Here is a 22,830-nt window from a genome sequence, read left to right on the forward strand (position 1 = left end):
CAAAAAATTAACACTTTTTTATTTTTAGACTGGTTTTTCATATTAATTAGGCGCCGACCTTGATAGCAATATTGCTTTAATTTCGCTGTAGCGCTGTTGCTCACACAATGCGAAACCACTTAATTGGCGTACTTTATTGCGTGCAAATAGCGGCACACTCATTCCCGCTAAAAATCGACATTGGGTTTCAATGCCAACATTATGCACCCCTTTCGTTGCCATATGTGCCAAAAACTCATCCACCTTTTGATATATAAGTACTGTATCAATTTTTGCAGGAGTGATTGAATATTCAAGCTTGACCGCATGTCCACGGCACACACTACAATGCCCACATTGCTCGGGCGCATTCGCATCATCAAAGTAACGGGCTAAGTTATAGCTTAAACAAGATTGCAGCTCAAAAAAGCGCACCAAAGCAGCAATCCGTTTTATTTCAGCTTGCTCTTTATCGGTAAAGTAATCATGTAACTGCTGGGCAAGTGCAGGGTTATTAATCACCTCGCTATGCACTTTGTACACTTGAGTAATACGCTTAGTTTCAAGGGTGATAAGGTTTTTTTCTGCTAAATAATCAAGCGCGGCTACAACACGTTTACGGTCAACCTGTGCGGCTTGCGTTAGGGAGTCAAAGTTAAGTGTGCCCCATATTTTTTTAAAGTCGGTATGGCTAAATATTTGCGATAAAAAAGCTTGGCGCTGCTGATCAAACTGATTAAGCAACTCATTTTTATCAACTAAAAATTTATACTTAAAATCGGCGTAATACGCATATTGCGGGGTTATTGCACCTTGTATTTCCAATTGTACCAGCAAGGTTTTAAGGGCAAGCTGGCGAATATTACTTTCGCTAGAAAGACTATATTCTTGCATTTCCCATTGCTGTTGAGCTTGGCGAATATCGTTAATAACATATTCAATACCGCTGAGCTCTGGGGTATCGCCGTACACAAAGTTTTCTACTGTATTTAAGCCATCTAGATTAGCCAGCGTATAACAATTCGATGGGTTGCCATCACGTCCTGCACGGCCAATTTCTTGGCTGTAGTTTTCAATTGATTTAGGTAAATCGTAGTGAATTACAAAACGAATGTCTGATTTATCAACCCCCATGCCAAAGGCAATAGTGGCGACCACTACATTTATTTTTCCCGCCATAAAATCATCTTGAATTTGTCCGCGCAGGTTGTCTTCAAGCCCTGCATGATACGCCACCGCCTGCAGGCCCTGTGCGCTTAACATATTGGCCACTTGTTCAGCACTTTGCTGCAGCGTGACATACACAATACCGGGGCCGGTTTGCGTACGGACAATTTCAGTAAGCTCAGTATTTTTATCAGCCGTTTTAACACTCAGCACATTTAAATCTAAATTAGCGCGATAAAACCCCGTTTGCACAATGCATTTTGGATCAATAGCAAATCGCTCTGCCATATCGCGTTTAACTTTTTTAGTAGCGGTGGCGGTTAATAGTAGCACTAACGGAATATTTAGCTCTTCACGGTAACGAGGTAGTTTTAAATAATCGGGTCTAAAGTTATGACCCCACTCTGAAATACAATGCGCTTCGTCTACTACCAACATAGAAAGTGCCACTTGGCTAATAAACTCTCTAAAGCGCTCGTTTTTAAAGCGCTCAACTGACACCATTAACACTTTAATTTTACCACTGCGCACGTCGTTCATTACCGTACTGCTTTGCATTTGATCTTGGCTTGAATCAAGACTTGCGGCATAAATGCCTTTACTGTTTAAAAAACTTATTTGATCTTTCATCAACGCTAATAATGGCGATACCACCAAGGTTAAATGCGGTAAATGTAACGCAGTAAGTTGATAGCACAAGGATTTACCCGATCCAGTTGGAAATATAGCCAGTGATGATTGGCCATTTAGCAATTGCTCTATGGTTTGTTGTTGCCCTGCTCTAAACTGATTAAAACCAAAATGTTGCTCAAGAGACTGAACTAGCGAGGTACTCATAAAAGCGTCCTTTTTATGTCGGTGCCCATAAATACTGTAAATGCGCAGTAGATGAAATATTTGCATATCAGTATACAGCATATCATTGGATTTATTGCTGACATATCCTTCAATTAGGCGCACACTATAGTCCTATAAATGCATGCTTTGCCAAAATAATTTTTTGATACCCAAGCCATTTTAAAAATCAACGTACAGAAATTGCTTCGGTATATTATTTTTAAGGGCATAGTCATGGACAAAACCATACCAAAAATTGTCATCATAGGCGGTGGCGCTGGTGGGCTGGAGCTAGCAACTCAATTAGGGCACAAATTAGGAAAGAAACAACACGCAAATATATTACTCATTGATAAAAACCGCACTCATATATGGAAACCGTTATTGCATGAAGTAGCAACCGGCTCTATTGATGCCGATTTAGATGGCGTTGTATACTCAGCGCATGCGGCCAAGCACCACTATAACTTCCAACTTGGTACCTTTTGTAACCTCGATAACAATAATAAAACCATTACCTTAAGCCCTCTATATGACGAGTTAGGGCATCAAATATTACCTAAACGAACCGTTCACTATGATCATTTAGTTATTGCCATTGGCAGTGTCAGTAACGACTTCAACACCCCGGGTATTAAAGACCATTGCTTTTACCTTGATTCAAACCAACAAGCCGAGCGTTTTCAACACGCCTTACTAGATAACTTTACTCGCCTTCATCAAGACGACGACCCATTGCATTCATTAAACATTGCTATTGTTGGCGGTGGGGCAACTGGCGTTGAGCTCTCAGCTGAGTTGTATCATGTTTCTGATTTACTCAAAATATACGGTTTAACCAATATGTCGGCGAAACGCTTGCACATACATTTGATTGAAGCGGGTCCCAGAATTTTACCTGCCCTGTCTGAGCGAATTGCTAGCTCAGCCAAACGTGAATTATTAAGATTAGGGGTTACCGTACGAGAAAACACCCAAGTTAAACAAGCAACCGAGCATGGCTTTATCACTAATAATGACGAGCAAATAAATGCGGATATTATGGTATGGGCAGCAGGAGTAAAAGCCCCTGACTTCATTAAAGAGCTAGACATATTTGAGCTGACACGTAGCAATCAAATAAAAGTGAATGATTACTTACAAAGTAGCCTAGACCCTCAAATCTATGTGCTTGGTGATTGCTGCGCGTTTACCCAAGACGATGGGACGCAAGTGCCGCCACGCGCACAATCGGCTCATCAAATGGCGCAATGCGTTGAAAAAAATCTAATTGCTACACTACGTGAGCAGCCCCTGAAAAAGTTTGAATATAATGACCATGGCTCACTGGTAAATTTATCGCGCTACAGTACGGTGGGCAGCTTGATGGGTAACCTAACCAGTAGTAGCTTTTTTATTGAAGGTAAAATTGCCCGCTTTATGTATATTTCACTATATAGAATGCATCAGCGCGCTATCCACGGCAGTGCCAAAACCTTTGCTTTGTGGATCAGCGAAAAGGTGCTGCGTGTTGTTCGCCCAAAAATGAAACTACACTAAATAACCTGAACTCCGGATAATAAACATAAATATCATTTTGATTAAATATGTTAGTAAATCTCTTAACTAGATTTCAGGTTAAATAGCTACATCAGCCGCGGTAATAAATAAGATTAAACAAATATTTATTACCGCCGTCTTTAATTTTTCACAATTCCCATATAAATTTACATAAACCACTCACGGAATTTAGTAATGACCTTTAAAACGCTTATTTTTAATTTTGATGGTACCGGCAGTGAACCCCGCGACGCAGACCAGTTTAGTACAGAGCATTTTAAAGAAGACGCCAGTATTTCTAATATTCTAAAACTACACTTATTGCTCGGCGGTAAACTTGATGATTCACCCACTACCCCATTTTCACAGCAACTAAGCTTTTATTACCAAGGCATAGGCACCAAAGGAAGTCGTTTAAAACGAATTTTAAATCAAACACTTGCCCCACGTTCTGAAGATGTGGCCAGCATTTTGACTCAGGCTATCACAGATTTTAAGCAGCATTATCAAAGTGGCGATACTGTTCTACTTACCGGTTTTAGCAGAGGCGCTGCATTAGCAAGGCGTTTTGCTAAATGCCTAGAGCCATTAATAAATGAGCAAGTATATTTGTGTGTTTTTGACACCGTGGCCTCAATTGGCCTGTCAAAGATAAATAAAGCGACCCGTGGCGCAGAGCATGTGGTTTTTGAAAACCATACTATTGCCAATAATGTAGCTGGGGCCCTGCATTGTGTTGCGCTTGATGAGAAACGACGGGCCTTTGAGCCCACATTAATGAATCAACAAGCAAACATTACCGAGCTGTGGTTTGCAGGAGCCCACTCCGATGTAGGAGGAGGCTACTATCGCGATGGGCTTGCCGATATTTGCCTGCGTTATGCGCTTGAGTGGCTCATTGCTCAGCCGCTATCGGTTTCGTTATTAACCAGTCATGACATAGACTATGAAAACCTTTTACCTGAGAGTAACTTGGTTGCCCAAGACGATGTGACTGTTATTCCCGATCCACTGGCGCTAAGTCATCAGCAAAATTACTTTTGGTTAAACCCATTTTTCAAGCTGGTTGATAGGCAGTGCTGTGTATTAATTAACGATGAAATTAGCCACAACGCTCCATTAATACATCACAGTGTTGCACAGCGAATTAATAAACTAACCAGCTATCGCCCTGAATCGTTAAAAAATATACATTATAAAATGATTTACAGCGATGACAGTACACTAAACTTTATGGGGCTAAGTGCTCATATAATGCTCGCCAATCAAAATATGAGCTTACTGAGTGTTAATCAAAGCAAAGATGTGATGGTGTACGCTAGTGAAGCCTACAACGCTACCGGCTTAATGCTTGCCCAAGATGCAACCTATCGCTTTACTCCTTACCCGAACCAATTTTGGTATGACGATGGTGTAAAGTGCCCTCCTTCTGGCTGGCATCGCGATAATGTGCAACTCGGCGTTAAAGAAATCCCTATGGCATTACTTGAGCCATTTAGGCGTTTAGCCACGGCGCAGTGGTTTAGCTTAATAGGAACAATTGGCCAAAGCGATGACCATGCATTTGAAATTGCCGAAGGCGTTGAAATAACCATTAAAAAATCAGGAGAATTTTGTCCATTTGCTAATGATTTAAGTCGTTTTTATGGGGCGAATGCTGGCAGAATAAAGCTCAAGGTAACACGCTTAAGCTGATAAAGTGCCCTAATAATCAGTGCACTTTATACTGCAAAGTGCACTGAGCTAGGGATAGCTGGTGGATGTTATTGCTTTTTCATTTTATGCCCTTTCACGGCATAAAATAATATAAATAAGTAACAAGGTAACAATACAGAGTAGCCAGTTTGTAGCGAGGTAAAGCCGCTCAGTAAGCCCCATAACACCGGACCAAATGCACCGCCCGCTATACCCATTACTAACAGTGCTGAGCCTGTGCTGGTTAGTTTACCTAAACCCGATAACGCAAGTGGGAAAACCGCCGGCCAAACAATGGCGTTTGCTAAGCCTAAAAAGGCAATTAGCAGTAAAGCATCTGGTAAATTAGCGCCTCCTAAAGGTACCAGTATGGCATTGGCAATAACAAAAGACTGCGCATCAATAAACAAAATGCACAGGGTGATCACAATACCCAATACAGCCGATGCTGTTAAGGCCGCTTGTTGAGAGATAAATTTAGGGATAAGTAAAATACCTAAAATATAACCAAACACCATAAACATCATAGTGTATGAAGTCATTACCCCATAGTTTTCAATACCCAGCGATAGTGCAAAAGTACCTATGGTATCGCCAGCAATAACCTCTACCGCAACATACAAAAAGATAGCAATTGCACCTAACACCAAGTTTGGATGAGAGAGTGTTTCACGAATTTCACCTTTGTCGTTTATTGCTTCTACTTCATCATTGATAAGCTCAGGCAGCGGAGACTTTTTAACCGCAAAAGCTAATACACCAATAAATAAGGCCATGCCTAAGTAAGGTAAAATAAGACCATTTGCCATATCATCAACTTGCTGTTGGCTTAGCTCTGTGCCTACCGTACCGGTAAAGTTACTTAAAATTAAGGCGGTAAATACCATCGGTGAGATAACTCCCGCGCCTTTATTTAAAATCCCCATAATACTAATACGTACAGCCGCCGATTCTTCTGGCCCTAAACGAACTACATATGGGTTAACCGCGGTTTGTAATAAGGTTTGCCCTGCGCCCATTACCAACTGCGCTAGTAAAAATAAAGGAAAAAACTGCGACATAGCAGCAGGAATAAACATTAAGCCTGCTAGCATCATACAGCCCATCCCCAATGCCATACCGTTTTTGTAGCCGACCTTTTTGATCAGTACTGCCGAGGGCAGCGCGGTAAATGTGACCGCAATATAAAAGGAAAATAAAATTAACGACCCTTGAAATGGGGTTAATTGTAAAATTTGACTTAAGTAAGGCATTAACGAGCCATTAAGCCAAGTAGCAAAGCCCAGTATAAAAAATAATACCGCTACAATGGCCATGGGAACCACGCTACTATTTTTGGACGTATCCATAACATTGGTTGTCATGTTATTTTCCTTTATTTATATTTATTATGTTGTTAACAAACCTGAGCGCCGCCAATCCACGTGCTAATGACTTGTTGTTGTGTGTTTAATTGTACAAAATCTGCTGGACTACCCAATATTAATCGCCCGTGTGTGGCAGGCAACTTTAAATACTGAGCAGGATATAAACTCGCCATTTTAAGCGCTTGCGCTAATGGCTGCTTTAAATGAGTTACAGTGTTTCTAACAGCGTTTGCCATATCAAGCGCAGAGCCGGCCAACTCACCTGTTGTAGAGGTGAGTTTACCATTCTCTAAGGTGACAGTTCGGTCAAAAAAAGCAAACTGAGTATCATCTGTTCCCACTGGTGGCATCGCATCAGTAACTAAAAATACGCGCCCCATTGGTTTTGCTTTTAATGCCAGTTGGCATGCTGCGTAATCAACATGATGGCCATCAACAATTAAGCCACAATAAGTATCATCATTTAATAATGCACAGCCAACCACTCCCGGCTCACGCCCTTGTAGTGGTGACATAGCATTATACAAATGCGTAAATCCGGTTGCCCCAGCATCAACGCCCTGTTGAGCCTGTTCAAAGCTTGCGTTGGTATGACCTAAACAAACCTGAATCCCTAAATCGCACATTTTGGTAATATCGCTTGGTAGTACATTTTCAGGCGCTAAGGTGACTACGACTTTACCTAAATCTTGACGAGATAACACCTGCCACTCTTGTTCAGAAATAGGACGAATAAAATCAGCGCTGTGAGCCCCCTTTTTTGCCACTGACAAATGCGGCCCTTCAAAGTGAATACCAATAATACCTGGCGTTTGTTGGGCTATCGCCTGAGCAATTACATCGGCTGCTTGGCGCATTACTTCTACAGTGTCGGTAATTAACGTTGGCAGCATAGCAGTTGTACCGTATTTGGCATGTGCTAGCAGTATTTTTTTAACCCCTGCAACACTGCTAGTACGGTTAAACAACTCACCGCCACCGCCATTAACTTGTAGGTCAATAAAGCCAGGTGCGACTAAACCCGTTAGGTGCTCGTCTGCCTGCTGTACGTTATCATCTATTGCCGTAATAATACCCGCATCAACGCTTAGCACTTTGTCGTTAACAAAGTGCTCGCCATCAAAAAGCTCTGCTACATGAATTCGTTTAACTGACATTTATAATGTCCTTGTTACTTTTTTAAGCCCCTTTGGCTCATCAGGATTAAAACCACGGCTTAATGCCACTTTTGCCACATCAAGATAAAAACGCTGTAATACTAAAAATGGCGCCAATCGCGGATGTACTTTAATACCTTGTTGGTTAAGGCTAATCACTTCTGCACCGCGTTTTTTGACCTCAGCAATTTGCTGCTGATGTGACTCTTTGGTTTCATCATCAACCGAACAATCTAAAATCACTAACCCTTGCTCAACTAAGGTCACCGGACCATGTAAAAACTCCGCACTACTAAATGACTCGGCATGAATAGCACAGACCTCTTTAAGCTTAAGTGCCATTTCTTTTGAGATAGAAAACCCTAAACCACGTGCCAATACCACCATATTCTTAATATTTGCAAACTCAGTAGGTTGTAGCTGAGTTGGCGAATCTATAATGGCATTAAGCGCGCTAGGTAACTCGTCAAGCCCTTGTAATAATGACTCATTTTGAGTCCAATTAGCAACAATATGTACTAGGGCTGATAACGTTGCCAAATAGCTTTTTGTTGCCGCCACCGAAATTTCATCGCCGGCTTTAAGAGGAACAAAATCATCGACTATGTCTTGTAGAGGTGACGCTTCATCGTTAACCAGCGCAATACAATAAGCGCCCGCCTCTTTCGCCATTTTTGCCTGGGCAAGAATGTCTGGGCTGCGTCCTGATTGAGAAATTACAATCACAACAGCGCCTTCAAGCTTTAATGTTTTACCATATACACTCGCCACTGATGGCGCTGCTGAACTGACCGGTACACCCGCTTCAATTTCAATTAAATACTTACCAAAAACGCCAGCATGATCTGATGAACCGCGACCAATCATCATAACCACCTTAGGGGCCATATCGCGAAGCTTATGACCAATTTTTTCCACTAAAGGTTGGTTGGCAATAATTTGCTTTTCAATAACATTTGGCGTTTGCGCCGCTTCTTTTTCCATTAGTGTGTTAAACATCATAACTCCTGGCTGCTGTAATTAACGTGCTGTTGTTTAGCGTAAAGTACAGACCCCATTTCTGGTGACGATAATGGGGCTGATAAAATAGCTTGTATGTCTGGGTCTAACCATGTTGTCATCACGGTTGATAAGCCACCAATAAACGAAAGCCTTGGTGGGTTTTTATCTAATAATTGTCGTGCAATGTCGCTTAAATAAGCGCCACCTTCTTTTAAAATGGCAATTGCTGTGGCATCGTTCGCCTGTGCTGATTGAAAAACACAACCTGCAAGTTGCGCAAAAAAGGCTGCAGGCTTATTGGCAATCACTTCAACAAGTTGCATTGCATCGCTGACTTCTAAATACTTCATTAACAAGTTAGTAAGCGCACCACTTGGAATTAATTTATCTAGGCTAAGCAGCACATACTGACAAGCAGTAAAGCCAATCCATGCACCACTGCCTTTATCACCATGTGGAAAGCCATGACCACCAATCATAAACGATTGGCCATTAACGTATGAAAATCCACACGAGCCAGTGCCAGCAATCATCACTGCGCCATCCTCGCCCTGATGAGCGCCCATACAAGCAATAAGTAAATCAGTAGTTAAGTGCATGGTTTTAAATGGGTGTTGCCATTGTGTCATTTGATTATGCAAACTTGGTAAGTTAACCCCTGCTAGGCCAACCCCTGCAATAAGCTCAGATAAAGGCGTATCTTTAAGCCCTGCATCTTGTAATGCTAAACGCGCTGATTGCTCAATAGAATGAGTTGCTTGATTAAAACCATGTAACGGGTTACCTGGACCTGCCACACCGGTGCCGACTATGTTATTACAGCTATTGACGATAATTGCTTTACATTTAGTGCCGCCGCCATCGATCCCCACAAAGAGTTGATTGTTTTTAATATTGTTGGTGATCATTTTTGCCTCTTAAGTTGTTCGACCGTTTTGCAAAACACTAAAATAAAGCCGGACTGTCATACTGTATGAATCTTATACTAGCACAAATGACAGCGTTGTCATTATTTTTATTTACAAATAAATAACTTCTTCAATCGTCAATAGTTTAACGGAAAACGCACCTTAACGGTGCGTTACTTTAAGCTTTCTGCTTACACGACTAGCTGATGGAGTCTTAGATCGAACCCATACATCTTGTGTTACTTTGACAGGTTGTGTGTAGGTTTGCCATTGCTCATCACCTTGTTTGTATTCAATCACTAAACCAGGGTAAGCAATATTGGCGTACAACATACTATTCTCAATTTTAGCACCTGCATTTGCAAGACGATAATGCACATCAGCACGTTCTAATTTGGCAAATTCTTTTAGCCCCATGGTAGCAGCAAAAGTTTGCCATTGCTGATCGCGCTGCTGTTTTAATTCAGGGCTAAAGCGATTTGTTTGTTGGCTGTAAACAAAGCCATTGTGATCATACGGTACCGCCCAATCTGCTTTATGCCAAGCGCGCTGTGCCAGCGATAATAATCGTGGGAATAGCTTATATTCAGCCATATTATTGGTACGCGTATTTTCGCTCCATAATTGACCCTGAATACCCACAAAACGTTTATCTTTAGCTAAAGGCGCGGATACGACCTTGCCTTGCTCATCATGCTGTAATGTGTCATCAGCTACATAAGGCTTATCTTCTCTATCAAGCCAAAACTCAGCATGAATAGGCAAATTATCTGGCATAAACTGAAATATTTTCTCAGTATTTATGTGCCTTGAAGCCCAGTAATAACCATGCTCTTGTGGGTCTGCCTCATACGGAAAGTCAAAATACAGCACATCTGGCGACGAAAGCACTGCTTGCCAATTTCTATTGGCAAATTCATGTGCACGCTGATGGCCATTCCACATTAATAAATCCCAAATATTACCTTGCACAACCTCTGGCATATTCTCTGGGTTAGTATGCGATAAGCCATCGCTCCATGCTGCGGTTTCAATATTCATATCAGCCAACATATTCGCGATACGTTCAATAAAATAACTGCCCAGCTGACCTGCTTCGGTAATTTCTAACTTATTTTGTTTAATAAAATCAGCACAAGCAGGTGAATCGACCCATGCTCCGGCGGTTTCATCGGCACCTATGTGATAACGAGTTAGCGGATGCTGTGCCTCACTATGAATACTTTTTACTTGTTCCATTACTTCACGGATAAACGCATAAGATGAGTCTAAACACACATTAATGGTATTGTCGTTGTAGTGCTGTACCGACGAATAGAGCGTTGTATCAAGCGGGTCATAAAGTAAAAACTGTTCGGCTTTTTGTTTATCGCCTTGTTGTATATATTTATTATAACGCGCTTGCATGGATTTAATCGCAGCGCGAGAATGTCCTGGCATATCAAGCGATGGGATCACCTGAATGTGACGCGCACTGGCCGCTTTAAGTATTTCTTGGTAATCAGCTACCGAATAATAGCCGTTTGCTGCACTTGAAGTATCAAGCCCTGCGCCTAGCTGTGGCATTAAACATTGCTGCTCGCTTTGATCAAAACAACGCTTTGCACCTATATCTGTAAGTTCAGGCAGTGATGGAATTTCTAAACGCCAGCCTTCATCATCACCTAAGTGTAAATGTAGCTTGTTAAGTTTATAAGCAGCCATTTGATCAAGTAACTTTAAAATAAAGCCTTTATCACGAAAGTTTCGCGCTACATCAACCAATACCCCTCTAAACTGATAATGCGGTGCATCAATAACTTCTCCCACAGGTAATATATTACTGTTAACCTGATATAAGCTCGCTAAACTTTGCAGAGCATAAAAAACACCCGTTTCGTCAACTGCATCGATTACAACCTCATCGGCTTTAATTGCTAATTTATAACTACCATTAAGCTGATCTTTTTTAACAGTGGAATTAAGTGTGACCTTAATTGCCGCTGCATCATCGCTTAAATTAATACCTAGTAGTTCAAGCCGCTCGATTGCAGCCAATACACTTGATTTATTAACTTCTGCATAATTAATATTAAGCCCTTGGCTAATATCAAGCGTTTGAGTTTGACTAAACTCGCTAACGCGTGGGGTGGGTATAATTTGCTTAGCAATGACATAACTTGCTTGATTTTGCGAGGTTAAGTAAGCTGAAAAGTCATACTTTTCATTACGCTCAAACAAGCGCTCAGCAGTAAGCCACTGTGTTTTGTCGCCCGCAGTACGTTTAAACTGACGAGTGTAATCGGTATAAGGTTCTACATGAGGTAATAGCTCTAAGCCAGTCTCTGTATCAATTTTAGGCTTTGTACTTTCAATCACTTTAGCGGTGTCGTTATTATTCACCACGATATAGTTAGGAATAGCGTCGCTTTGCGATAATGACCAAAAATGCGCATAAAAAGTAATCGTTTTAGTCTCACCGGCTTTAAAGCCAGTAAACCCATCTTTAAGCTCAATGACATGAATATCGCCATTAACGTGTTTAATAGTAAATTCATCGCTAATCGACTTTTGTATAGGCGTAATTTGACTAAAGTAAATTTTCCATTGGTTAAGGTTAATTGCCGAGTTGGCAGTTAAATGTAAATTCGCTTTAAAACAGTGACCGTTTTCAATATCTGGATCGCACTGTGCTGATGGGCGGTTATCAACTTGCTGATATTTTATTTGTAATGTGTTAGCAAGTAACTCCACCGCACTATCGTTTGCAGGCCTTAGCTGAACCGATGCCGTATTTTGTCCTTCAACATTGCCCTGACATGCACTTAAACCTAGTGCTAAGCAGCATGCTGTCAGTAATGATTGAATCTTCATTCGCTACTCTCCCTTTATTATTAACTTAGTCACTCAAGCATCTCTTTCAAATGCTAAAAATTAAGCCGATTTTTCAATGCATTTATTCTTAGTGCGGTTAGTTTATAATGTACCATCAGCTAAAAAATATTTTATGCTTTAAATTAATCACTATTCATATCTAGTAATTGCTACCTTAGCCAAACAATCCACTACGTAGGTTCTAAATAATAATTAACATTGCGCTTTAATTTATGACAACGCTGTCATTTGACTGTTAATGTATCCTTTTTTTTCTTTTATAGCTACATAGGGGGCAAAAAAGATACAAAAAATTTACATGCATACGTCTTTTTTTATTTTAAATCACTGTATTTAAATGAGATTTAAATATTACTAAATCATTACCTGAAACTTTATCTACCATTCTCTCAAGAAAGGCGTATAAATTAACTGTTAAAATTCAATGATGTCTTTATAATTTAGTCGTCAAATAATAAAAACCGAGTACTGTTAACCGCTTTTGCTGTAGTCGTTAACCGATAAAGATAAATTAGTATAGTACCCAAAATGATATGTAAAGGTCTATTAAGCCGATGAGAACAACAATAAACGACGTGGCAAAAGATGCCGGAGTATCAATAAAAACGGTATCAAGAGTAATAAATAACGAAACCTCGGTCCGTGACAACACCCGTGAAAAAGTCATGGCGTCGGTCGAAAAGTTGAACTTCCAGCCAAACTTAGCAGCAAGAAGTCTTGCAGGAACAAAAGCTTACAGCATAGCTTACATTTACGACAATCCTAATGCGTACTACATTATCGACATGCAAAATGGTATTTTAGATGCGTGCAAAAAGCAGGGGTTTGAACTACTTATTCACCCATGTGATGCCAAAGAAGCGCATATTTTTGATGAAATTACTAATATGATCAAACGCACTCGTATCGCGGGAATCTTACTCACCCCGCCCTTTTCTGAAATGCCTGAGTTTGTTGAAAAGCTAACTCAACTAGACCTAAAAGTTGTGCGTATTTTATCAGGGCACAACGCGCCTGATTCATTAACACCCTGTATTATGATTGACGATAATCTCGCCTCAAAGTCAATTACTGAGCATCTAATTAATAACGGCCACACGCGCATTGGCTTTTTAGCCGGTGGCAGCGAGCATAACTCGACCAAAGAGCGCTTGGAAGGTTACAAAGCGGCGCTAACCCAATACGACATTCCTATAGATCCAAGCTTAATTATTGATGGCGAATATTCATTTGAGTCGGGGGTTGAGGGCGCTAAAACACTCATTAGCCAAACAAATAGGCCAACCGCTATCGTCTCATGTAATGATGAAATAGCCGCCGGTGCGTTATTTGCAGCCAGATTAATGAACATTGATATACCCAGCGAGCTTTCTATAACAGGGTTTGAGGATAGCCCATTCTCGCGTCAAACATGGCCAAAACTCACCACGGCTCATCAGCCAAATAATAAAATTGCTGAAGATGCGGCTAGCTTATTAATAGCCCAAATTCGTAATGGCAATGACCGCGATATTATAAAACTATACACTCCTGAGCTCGTCGTTAGAGACTCTACCGCACGCCCTCTTTAGCTTAGGTTAACCATATAATTCACTTCTGCGCTGTAACAAAGGGTCAGCGCAGAAGTGAATTAAAAACGGCCTACTTTTTGAATATACCTTCTGTATTACTGAGTTTATTTACAATAAAAAGCGCGGTAAGTTAAAACTTATCGCGCCATTACAAACTCTTCGAAGGTTAAAGCCACATGAGTTATTTTAGTAAATGAAAATTACCCCTCACTTATCGCTGTATTTAAACCGGCCTCAGCATCAGCGAGCATAGCAAACTCCTCATCTGCACTTTTGGCCACTAAATGTTTAGAGCTAAAGCCAAAGTAATACGCCGCACCGACTATAAACAGCACCATAGTGTATAAAAAAGCACGGGGGTCAAAGGCGTACACGCCAGTCAAAGCAATCAAGGATAAACACAATGCTATGCTTGAAGTGACAATGCCGCCAGGCGTTTTATAAGGTCGAGGTAAATCAGGTTGTTTTAAGCGCAACATTATATGACTGAACGCCATTAACGCATACGATACCGTTGCCCCCACTACCGCCATAGCTAACATTAAATCGCCCTCACCACTTAGTGAAGCTAAAAAACCAAATACAGCAGGAACAATAAGCGCTCGTGCTGGCACTTTACGCGCTGTGGTAATTGATAACGAACGCGGTAAATACCCCGCACGCGATAACGCGAACACCAATCGACTATAGCCATAAATAATAGAGAAAAATGAAGCCACCAGCCCCGCTAATCCCAGTATATTAACCACGGTTGCTAAATCGCTATTGCCCGTCGCATTTAACGCATCCACCAGCGGAACTGCGCTAGCGCCCATTGCTGTTGCACCTGCTGCGCCGGGTACTAACACAACCACTAATAACGCGGTAAACAATAAAAATACCATGGCGCCAATAATGCCTTTAGGTACATCTTTAGCCGGATCTTTTGCCTCTTCAGCCGCCAATGGCACGCCTTCAACCGCTAAAAATAACCACATAGCAAAAGGTAAAGCTGCCCATACCCCATACCAACCCAAAGGTAAAAATTCATTCGCACCTGCGGCATCTGTTACTGCAACATCAAATAAATTGGTAGCATCAAAATTTGTAATTAAAACCACTGCCGTTGCAACAATAGCCAGTACCGCTAAACCGCTTATTACCATCATTACTTTTAGCGCTTCACCTACTCCAGCTAAATGAATACCTACAAACACCAAATAAAATAGTGCATAAACCCATGGGCCATTGAACCCCGTTAACGCCTCCACTGCAGAGCCAATAAATATCACAATGGCGGCCGGTGCTAACGCATATTCAATTAATACCGCAAGACCGGTTAAATAACCACCCGTTGGCCCCATTGCTTGACGAGCAAAACTATAACCCCCTCCAGCAGCAGGAATAGCAGCCGACATTTCAGCCAGCGATAACACCAAAGTTAAATACATAATCGCCATTAGCACTGCCGCTATCGCGAAGCCGCCCCAGCCAGCTTCTGCAATACCAAAGTTCCACCCAGCAAAGTCACCTGAAATCACATACGATACCCCTAACCCTGCCAGCAATAACCAACCTGCAGTGCCACCTTTGAGCTGCCTTTTTGCTAAGTATTCTGAATTATTAGTAGACATAACATCCTCTTTATCGATATTTCATTTTTATTGTTAATTACCGTTATTCCGCATTTAAAAAATGACGGCTCGATTGTTGATGCTCAATCACATCATCCTGTGTCCGATCTTTTAAGTTCACTCCTGTTAGTTTTAATGTTTTAGCTTCATTTAATAAGTAGGCTGCCCGACTTGCCGCATCAATATAGGTCAAACCAGCAGGACGAATATTAGATATACAATTACGCAGCGAATCGTTAAGCCCTGTTTTAGGCTCCCAGGTTAAATAAAGCCCCAAGCTATCTGGTGAGCTAAGCCCCGGGCGTTCACCAATGAGCACCATCACAATTTGGGCATTCAATAACTCACCAATATCATCACCAATGGCTACTCGCCCTTGTTCAACTAAGGTGATTGGAGCAAGAGTAAGAGGCTTATTAACGCTCAACTGTGAAAGTAATTCAGTTATAAAAGGAGCTGCATTTTTTTGAACCGCCAACGATGACAAACCATCAACGACCACAATGGCTAAGTCATACTTTTCTTGGGTGCTTTGCTGTTGCTCAGCAACAAAATCAAGTAATAATTGACGACTATGCTCATTTAGCTTTCGACCTAAATCTGGTCGTTGTAAATAAGTAACTCTATCAACCGCTTGGCTATGTAAATGCAATACACGCGCATTAGCTGCATTAACAGTCGCTAACTTTGCTTTCATTCCATTGATATCAAGTGGAAAATTGACTGCATCGCGCGCTTGCGCATGCGACAGTTGAAACGCCAGCATTTCAGAGGTTGGTAAACTAATACCCGCTCGACCAAGTCCTATGCGGGCATCAGTAAACTGGCGTAAGTCACGCCATGGGTTGTGTACCACATTGCCATTATTTTTATGATCAATATTAGCAAGGTCATTTGATTTAAAATCTGCAGTCATGAACGGCCTCCCGCCAGTGCATCTAACGGCTTAGCAAATGCCGCGGGAAGACTGTGCGATAAAGTAACATCGCTACTGTTTTTCATAATGTTCATGTTAGTAAGCCACTTTTCAAATTCTGGCGCGGGACGAGAGCCTAGAACTCGGCGCACGTATAACGCATCATGAAATGAGGTAGTTTGGTAATTGAGCATAATGTCATCGGAGCCCGGAATCCCCATCACAAACGAGCACCCAGCTACACCAAGCAGCGTAAGTAAATTATCCATATCATTTTGGTCAGCCTCGGCATGATTGGTGTAACACACGTCACATCCCATCGGAATACCCAGTAATTTGGCACAAAAATGATCCTCAAGCCCCGCGCGGGTAATTTCTTTGCCATCAAATAAATACTCCGGGCCTATAAATCCCACCACCGTATTAACTAATAGCGGATTAAATTTTCGTGCAACGGCATACGCGCGAGTTTCGCAGGTTTGCTGATCTAGCCCGTGATGAGCATTAGCCGAAAGCGAGCTGCCTTGCCCTGTTTCAAAATACATCACATTATTGCCTACCGTGCCACGCTTTAGACTCAGCGCGGCATCTTGTGCCTCAGCTAAAGTATTTAAACTAAAACCAAAACTCGAATTGGTGGCTTCTGTTCCACCAATAGACTGAAACACTAAATCAACTGGCGCCCCCGCTTCTATGCATTCAATCGTATTAGTGACATGGGTAAGCACACAGCTTTGGGTAGGAATTTCATATTTTTGAATCACCTCATCCATCAATGTCATCAATTTAATAGCCTGCGCCACGTTGTCGGTTGCGGGGTTTATACCTATCACCGCATCACCATTACCGTACAGCAACCCATCTAAAATACAGGCGGCAATGCCGTTAATATCATCTGTTGGGTGATTAGGTTGTAAACGCGTGGATAAATGCCCAGGTAAACCAATGGTGTTTCTAAATGCACTGGTTACATGGCATTTTTTAGCAATAAGGATAAGATCCTGATTACGCATTATTTTGCTAACAGCCGCAGCCATTTCCGGAGTGATCCCCTGTCTTACACTTGCAAGTACCGAGGGAGTTGCAAAGTCACTTAACAACCAATTACGAAAATCTCCCACGGTTAAATGAGCAATCGCCATAAATGCATTAGCATCGTGATCGTCCATAATTAAGCGAGTTATTTCATCGTCTTCATAAGCAATCAGTGCCTCATTTAAAAATGCCTTCAACGGAATATCCGCTAAGGTCATTTGAGCAACCGCTCGCTCTTGCGCTGATTGTGCAATAACACCCGCTAACCTGTCACCTGAGCGATGAGGAGTGGCTTTTGCCATTACTTGCGCCAAATTTTTAAAATTATACACCTGCGTGCCCAGTGTATATCGGTGCCTTTGCCCCATGATCTACTCCACATAACAACTAGTTCAAACCTTGGTACAGGTTTTGCTGACCTATAAGCTATAAATCAATTTTGTTTAGTTTCAAGAGAGCTTAATTCATACCAAGACACTATCGAATTTTGGCAAATCTTCATTTTTAGCTTTATTTCATATAGTTAACTATAGTTACAGGTGGTAACTTAATCTTAATAAAAATAAAAAAGCAAAGAGTAACTCCATTATGACGCAGCAAGATTTAGCTAGCGCACCACAAAAGAGCATGGTGCATACCCAAGATATAGATGAGCAAGCGCATAATCTAACGCAGTGGCAGCAAAAATATGATCAGCTCAGTGATGGGCGATTTTTTGGGTGTATAGAAAGCGTGGATTATTCTAATATTCATGCATTTGAAGAATACACAGAGCGTGCTCTTCACCAACAATGCGCAATAGCGCCACGATCTATTTGGCTTGGGATCCCAAAGCAGTCGCAGCAGAGCAAAATTAATGGCTTAAATGTGGCAAGTAATCAATTTATGTGTCGCACTAGTGAGAGTAACTTTGAGCTTATTACACCTGAGCAGTTTAATATTTATGGTTTAGTAATAGACATGCAATCGTTAGAACATATGGCTCAGATACAAGGGATGCACTTAAAAAATATAACGTCTTCAGATACTGAGCGACTGACAACATGCAACGCCATGCTAAAAAGTGCCCGGAGTATAATAAACAGTATGGTTAGCAACAACGCTTTTGGCCTAAATGCCGATTTACAGCAAGATATGCTTAATATGTTGGTATTACATTTACTAAACGAACAGACTCCGTGTCAACGCATCGCTCCCAGTTATAAACACCGCAAAGCGGTCGTTGATAAAGTTAAAGATTATATAAAAGCGCATCCACAAAACACGGTAACAATTACTCAATTATGCGAACTCACCTTTGTGAGCAGGCGTACCTTACAATATAGTTTTGAGAGTATTTTAGGGATAAACCCACTGCGGTTTTTACGTTTAACTCGATTAAATAATGTTAGAAGAGAGCTAAAATTAGCAAAGCAAGATAAACCCATTTCTGTGGTTGCTGCCAATTGGGGGTTTTGGCATGCAGGGCAATTTACCAAAGACTACACACAATTATTTGGTGAGAACCCTTCGCAAACAGTTAGCAACCATGCTTCTTACCTGAAAGATTCTAAATCGATAATACATGGATAACGAGGGTACGGCTTCGAGCTTCGAGCTTCGAGCTTCGAGCTTCGAGCTTCGAGCTTCGAGCTTCGAGCTTCGAGCTGCGGGAGGCGCTGCGCTGAAAGAATAGATTTAAGGGCTGATATGACTAGGTGCTAGACTGTTTGCACAAGCTCGCTACTCGTCACTCGAAGCCCGTTGCCTTCTCATTTACTCCTCATTCACTTCTCTTTGTGCAAACATGTTTTAAGTGATTAATTCACAAAGAGGTCATGAGACGCTGCGCGGAAAGAGAAGGCTAAAGGTGCTAGGTTGTGTTCGCTGCTCGTGACTCGAAACCCGTCGCTCGAAGCCAGCCTTATTCCGGTAAGTCAAAAGCCCTATTTGATCGGTGCTAATTAAGCCGCGATTAAATAGGACTCTTGTCCTGCATGTTTGTTGTTACGTTTAAACGAACCTTTACCTTTTTTAGCTTTAACCACTTGCGGTTTAAATACTTTAGAGGTTACCAGTGCCGCCAATGCGTTGTGCTTTATCACTCCTCGACCGGTGTCTACTGCGGATTTATTAACCGCTTTTGCTTTGCCTTTTTTAGCCATTTGTTTTTTCCTATTAGTAAAATGAGAGGGATACATATCCCACACTGATATTGATGGCGATTGTATGCTTAATTTTCAAGCATGCAACCATTTTTAATGTCTTTTTCAATGTTTTTTAAGCATAAAAAAAGCGCCGTTTAAAACGGCGCCTTTGCTGGTTTAACTTAACCTAAAAATTAAAAATTAAAAACTAAAGCTTAGTTTTGCATAGTAACTACGGCCATCAAAACCGTATGGTACTGCACGTAGCGGGTATTTAAATGCCCCATTTGAGATCGCATTTAGTACTTCATCATCACCTAATTCATCCGGTGTTTCATCAAATACGTTGTCTGCTCCAACCGATAACGAAAACATCTCATTAATTTCATAGCTTACGTTTAAATCTACGAGTACTGCAGTCTCTACGGTACTCGTCGCTTTAAACGAGCCATCTGTTGCAAGCTCAATATGGTCATTACCAAAGTACTTCACATCAGTTTCGCCAAAGTAATTAAAGCGGATCATTGCGCTGTAGGCATCACGCTCATAATCAAAGGTAAGCGTCGCACGTTCACCCGGTTGTCCGTCGGTTAAAAAGCTACTTTGAATGTCATCAAGTGCTACACTTTTTGGAATGCCGGGAGCTGCATTCACACTATCAATTTGAGTTTCGTTTAAATTACCCGCAAACGTAGCAGAAAAATTACCGTCATATAAATCAGTGCGGTATGACGCAATAATGTCCACACCTTGAGTGGTTGAATTCACTGAGTTTGAAAAGTAATTCGCCTGCACCGCACCCGTTGCTTGCAGAGCAGCAACCGCCTCAGGACTAAACGCCACATCATCAGCCGATAACAAGCTGCCTAATGTAATACGGTCTTCAATTTCTACACGGTAAAAATCCACCGTTAACGATAAATCACTGGTCACATCGTAAACAAAACCGGCACTGTAGTTAGTTGATGTTTCAAGCTTTAATGTATCAACGCCTAAAGCAGCAGGAAATGCAGAGCCCGTTGTCGCAGTAAACGACTGACTTAACGTGCCGTCAGACCCTAAGTTAGTGGTAAACGCAGTGTAACCACTTTGCTGTAATGATGGCGCTCTAAAGCCCGTTGATAACGCACCACGTACTGCAAAGTCATCATTAAATTCATAACGTGTTGCTACTTTACCTATGATGTCGTCACCCGCATTCGAAAAATCTTCATAGCGAAGAGCACCGCTCACATTCCATGCATCGCTTAACATGGTTTCTGCATCTACATATACTGCGTAACTATCACGATCGCTTTTGTTTGAAGCTTCAGGACGAAGACCGTTATAAGCTTGAAAACCACATTGTGCAAATTGACTCGGATCGTTCACCGATGGGTATGAGGTATCCGTGTTGGCTGCTCCACATGCGTATGATGCCACCTCACCTGGTACAATTTCATAGTTTTCTTTACGGTATTCAGCGCCAATTGAAACATAAACAGGCTCACTGCGACCAATATCAACAATTCCGTTTATATCTGCATTAAACGTTGTTTGATCAAATCTAAAGCCACCCGAATAACCCTCTGTTGGGCCAGCATTCGCGGCTATATCGGCATCGCTTGCACCCGGATTATTAAATAAATACTCCGCCGCGTATGACGCATTTAAAGTATTTCGTGAGGTAAAATCGTATTGATTTTCACCGTAAACAGCAGAAACATCGTAGGTCCAATCAGAGTTAATTTCACCTTTAAAACCAACTGCTACCGAAATATCTTGTGCTTCATTGTCGATTTGCGGTAAAAAACCATCGCTGTAAACTTGCGTTACGTTTTTAGACGCTTCATTAAAGTTACGGTAAAAGCCGTTGCCTAGTGCCGTGCGCTCAGAGTAACCACCAAATGAGTAAAGCTCTCCTTCACCCATTGGCAGGGCCATATTGTAAAATACCGAAGTGAATTCACTCTCTGCATTACCTTGTCCCCAACGTACTTCGTCAGATAAAGTACCTGGTGCAACATTAAGTGACCCACCCGTATCTCGCTCTGCGCGGTTAGTTTTATCTGCATCACGGTACTCAAGCGATAAATTTATAAAACCGCCCTCATTACCTAATTCAAAACCACGGTTTAAACCGGCTGAAATTGTTTCTCCATCACCTTCTGCCGTTTCGCCATATTGTACGTAACCGGTGGTTAAATCTGTTGAATCATTAAGTGATAAGTTGATAACCCCTGCAATTGCATCAGAGCCATACTGAGCCGCCGCACCATCACGTAACACTTCAACACCTTTTAAAGCAATTAGTGGAATCGCATTCATATCAGTGCCGGCAGAGCCACCGCCCACAGTGCTTGTTAAACCAAAAATAGATTGATTATGGCGGCGTTTACCGTTTACTAAAACCAGCGTTTGGTCTGGTTGTAAGCCGCGTAATGTAGCAGGGCGAAATAAATCAGAGCCATCAGAAACCTGTGTTCGCGAAAAGTTAAATGACGGCGCCGTTGCCTGTAAGCTTTGCCCAAGTTCGGTAAAGCCGCCTTTGTTTAAATCATCTGCGTCAATTAAATCAATAGGTGATGATGACTCAGTGGCTGTACGGTTTGAAACTCGCGATCCTAAAACAGATATTTGTTCGATATTTTTTTCAGCTTTAGTTGGCGCTTCTTGTGCATTAACCATACTTGGCGCACTAAAGGCAAAAGCAACTGCTACAGCCAAGGTGTTTAAACGATATGTTGACATAATGATGACCCTGTTTTGTGTATTCTTATAATGTGTGTAGGGTATATGCATGTATCCCCTTGCCAACATCCTAGCAACATACACAAACAAAAAGAAACAAAAAATTTGACAAAATTGGCATAAGAATGCAAATAACTTTAAAAAAAGGAAAATAACACCTTTAAAAGCTCAAAATACGCCCAAATTAGCAATTTAATATCTCACCCACAGAAGTTAATGCAATGTTAACCATAAGGATTTTCTTTATAATTATTAAAAACATCAACGTTGTATGTTTTTCATACCGCACTGAGCGTAAAACGTACTTACAATAA

At 41.5% G+C, this 22,830-nt stretch carries 15 protein-coding genes; 4 read left to right on the forward strand and 11 right to left on the reverse strand.

Translation table 11 applies throughout. The annotated features are described in order from the left end of the window. Positions 1 to 42: 42 nt before the first annotated feature. Positions 43 to 1,983: an ATP-dependent DNA helicase RecQ gene (locus FLM54_RS16405; protein ID WP_178956982.1), complete on the reverse strand. Its 1,941-nt coding sequence runs from the start codon at positions 1,981 to 1,983 to the stop codon at positions 43 to 45. Positions 1,984 to 2,217: 234 nt separating this feature from the next. Here FLM54_RS16405 and FLM54_RS16410 point away from each other — a divergent pair, with 234 nt between their 5' ends. Continuing rightward, complete coding sequence (locus FLM54_RS16410) at positions 2,218 to 3,522, forward strand: NAD(P)/FAD-dependent oxidoreductase (RefSeq protein ID WP_010389488.1); 1,305 nt, start codon at positions 2,218 to 2,220, stop codon at positions 3,520 to 3,522. Between the two features lie 195 nt (positions 3,523 to 3,717). Continuing rightward, positions 3,718 to 5,217, forward strand: coding sequence for a T6SS phospholipase effector Tle1-like catalytic domain-containing protein (locus tag FLM54_RS16415; RefSeq protein ID WP_054201440.1), 1,500 nt, complete (start codon positions 3,718 to 3,720; stop codon positions 5,215 to 5,217). 68 nt (positions 5,218 to 5,285) lie between these two features. Here the strand turns inward: FLM54_RS16415 and nagP are convergent, their stop codons facing one another. The 5 genes from nagP to FLM54_RS16440 all read right to left on the reverse strand — a co-directional run bounded on the left by nagP (position 5,286) and on the right by FLM54_RS16440 (position 12,504). Further along, complete coding sequence (gene nagP, locus FLM54_RS16420; RefSeq protein WP_178956983.1) at positions 5,286 to 6,581, reverse strand: N-acetylglucosamine MFS transporter NagP; 1,296 nt, start codon at positions 6,579 to 6,581, stop codon at positions 5,286 to 5,288. Between the two features lie 32 nt (positions 6,582 to 6,613). Further along, positions 6,614 to 7,741 carry an N-acetylglucosamine-6-phosphate deacetylase gene (gene nagA / locus FLM54_RS16425; RefSeq protein WP_178956984.1) on the reverse strand — a complete coding sequence of 376 codons (1,128 nt, stop codon included), beginning with the start codon at positions 7,739 to 7,741 and terminating at the stop codon, positions 6,614 to 6,616. After that, complete coding sequence (gene nagB-II, locus FLM54_RS16430; protein ID WP_178956985.1) at positions 7,742 to 8,740, reverse strand: glucosamine-6-phosphate deaminase NagB-II; 999 nt, start codon at positions 8,738 to 8,740, stop codon at positions 7,742 to 7,744. Further along, a complete protein-coding gene (gene nagK, locus FLM54_RS16435; protein WP_178956986.1) occupies positions 8,740 to 9,651 on the reverse strand; it encodes an N-acetylglucosamine kinase in 912 nt (303 codons plus the stop codon). Before nagK ends, nagB-II begins: the two co-directional genes overlap by 1 nt. Before the next feature lie 162 nt (positions 9,652 to 9,813). After that, positions 9,814 to 12,504 (reverse strand): family 20 glycosylhydrolase, encoded by a 2,691-nt coding sequence (locus tag FLM54_RS16440; protein ID WP_178956987.1) that lies wholly within the window; start codon positions 12,502 to 12,504, stop codon positions 9,814 to 9,816. Positions 12,505 to 13,079: 575 nt separating this feature from the next. On the opposite strand from FLM54_RS16440, the gene FLM54_RS16445 reads away from it, so the two are divergent. After that, positions 13,080 to 14,096 carry a LacI family DNA-binding transcriptional regulator gene (locus tag FLM54_RS16445; RefSeq protein ID WP_138605738.1) on the forward strand — a complete coding sequence of 339 codons (1,017 nt, stop codon included), beginning with the start codon at positions 13,080 to 13,082 and terminating at the stop codon, positions 14,094 to 14,096. Between the two features lie 200 nt (positions 14,097 to 14,296). On the opposite strand, the gene eat is transcribed toward FLM54_RS16445, so the two are convergent. Genes eat through FLM54_RS16460 form a run of 3 tightly spaced genes read right to left on the reverse strand, consistent with a single transcriptional unit; the run spans position 14,297 to position 18,028 of the window. Beyond that, a complete protein-coding gene (gene eat, locus FLM54_RS16450; RefSeq protein ID WP_076918807.1) occupies positions 14,297 to 15,709 on the reverse strand; it encodes an ethanolamine permease in 1,413 nt (470 codons plus the stop codon). Between the two features lie 43 nt (positions 15,710 to 15,752). Continuing rightward, on the reverse strand, positions 15,753 to 16,625 hold the full coding sequence (eutC, locus tag FLM54_RS16455; RefSeq protein ID WP_178956988.1) for an ethanolamine ammonia-lyase subunit EutC: 873 nt from the start codon (positions 16,623 to 16,625) through the stop codon (positions 15,753 to 15,755). Then, positions 16,622 to 18,028: an ethanolamine ammonia-lyase subunit EutB gene (locus tag FLM54_RS16460; RefSeq protein WP_178956989.1), complete on the reverse strand. Its 1,407-nt coding sequence runs from the start codon at positions 18,026 to 18,028 to the stop codon at positions 16,622 to 16,624. The genes eutC and FLM54_RS16460 overlap by 4 nt, the downstream gene beginning before the upstream one ends. A gap of 220 nt (positions 18,029 to 18,248) precedes the next feature. Between FLM54_RS16460 and FLM54_RS16465 the strand changes: the two genes are divergently transcribed. Further along, a complete protein-coding gene (locus FLM54_RS16465; protein ID WP_178956990.1) occupies positions 18,249 to 19,232 on the forward strand; it encodes a helix-turn-helix domain-containing protein in 984 nt (327 codons plus the stop codon). 371 nt (positions 19,233 to 19,603) lie between these two features. Here the strand turns inward: FLM54_RS16465 and arfA are convergent, their stop codons facing one another. Beyond that, positions 19,604 to 19,804, reverse strand: coding sequence for an alternative ribosome rescue factor ArfA (gene arfA, locus FLM54_RS16470; protein ID WP_010389506.1), 201 nt, complete (start codon positions 19,802 to 19,804; stop codon positions 19,604 to 19,606). Positions 19,805 to 19,987: 183 nt separating this feature from the next. Then, positions 19,988 to 22,516: a TonB-dependent receptor plug domain-containing protein gene (locus FLM54_RS16475; RefSeq protein ID WP_178956991.1), complete on the reverse strand. Its 2,529-nt coding sequence runs from the start codon at positions 22,514 to 22,516 to the stop codon at positions 19,988 to 19,990. Between the last annotated feature and the right edge of the window lie 314 nt (positions 22,517 to 22,830).

This window comes from Pseudoalteromonas sp. Scap25 (assembly GCF_013394125.1).
In the GTDB taxonomy this organism is placed as follows: Bacteria; Pseudomonadota; Gammaproteobacteria; order Enterobacterales; family Alteromonadaceae; genus Pseudoalteromonas.